We start from the raw sequence: 1,192 nt of genomic DNA, 5'->3' as shown, positions 1-1,192 counted from the left end.
TGTCTAAAGAAAAATTTGAACGTACAAAACCGCACGTCAACGTCGGTACTATCGGCCACGTTGACCATGGTAAAACCACTCTGACTGCAGCAATCACTACCGTTCTGGCTAAAACCTACGGTGGTTCTGCTCGTGCTTTCGACCAGATCGATAACGCACCAGAAGAAAAAGCTCGTGGTATCACCATCAACACTTCTCACGTTGAATATGACACCCCGACTCGCCACTATGCGCACGTTGACTGCCCAGGGCACGCCGACTACGTTAAAAACATGATCACCGGTGCTGCTCAGATGGACGGCGCTATCCTGGTTGTTGCTGCGACTGATGGCCCAATGCCACAGACTCGTGAGCACATCCTGCTGGGTCGTCAGGTTGGCGTTCCTTACATCATCGTGTTCCTGAACAAATGCGACATGGTTGATGACGAAGAGCTGCTGGAACTGGTAGAAATGGAAGTTCGTGAACTTCTGTCTATGTACGACTTCCCGGGCGACGACACTCCAATCGTACGTGGTTCAGCGCTGAAAGCACTGGAAGGCGACGCGGATTACGAAGCTAAAATCATCGAACTGGCTGGTTACCTGGATAGCTATATCCCAGAACCAGAACGTGCTATCGACAAGCCGTTCCTGCTGCCAATCGAAGACGTATTCTCTATCTCCGGCCGTGGTACTGTTGTTACCGGTCGTGTAGAGCGCGGTATCGTTAAAGTCGGTGAAGAAGTTGAAATCGTTGGTATCAAAGATACCGTGAAATCAACCTGTACTGGCGTTGAAATGTTCCGCAAACTGCTGGACGAAGGCCGTGCGGGTGAGAACGTTGGTGTTCTGCTGCGTGGTATCAAACGTGAAGATATCGAACGTGGTCAGGTACTGGCTAAGCCAGGTTCTATCAAGCCGCACACTCAGTTCGAGTCTGAAGTTTATATCCTGTCCAAAGACGAAGGCGGCCGTCATACTCCGTTCTTCAAAGGCTACCGTCCACAGTTCTACTTCCGTACAACTGACGTGACTGGCACCATCGAACTGCCAGAAGGCGTTGAGATGGTAATGCCGGGCGACAACATCAAAATGGTTGTTACCCTGATCCACCCAATCGCGATGGACGACGGTCTGCGTTTCGCAATCCGTGAAGGCGGCCGTACTGTAGGCGCGGGCGTTGTTGCTAAAGTTATCGCTTAATCGCTGAT

The 1,192-nt window shown here is 51.3% G+C and carries 1 protein-coding gene; it reads left to right on the top strand.

Going from position 1 to position 1,192, the window contains the following annotated elements; all coding sequences use genetic code 11:
• Positions 1 to 1,184, top strand: a 1,184-nt coding sequence (gene tuf / locus M979_RS22195) for an elongation factor Tu (RefSeq protein ID WP_064556441.1), incomplete at its 5' end; no start/stop codon positions are given.
• Positions 1,185 to 1,192 lie beyond the last annotated feature (8 nt).

The organism is Buttiauxella noackiae ATCC 51607 (assembly GCF_001654865.1).
In the GTDB taxonomy this organism is placed as follows: Bacteria; Pseudomonadota; Gammaproteobacteria; order Enterobacterales; family Enterobacteriaceae; genus Buttiauxella; species Buttiauxella noackiae.
Note: the sequence above shows the minus strand (reverse complement) of the source record. Positions and strands in the feature narration are given on the sequence as shown.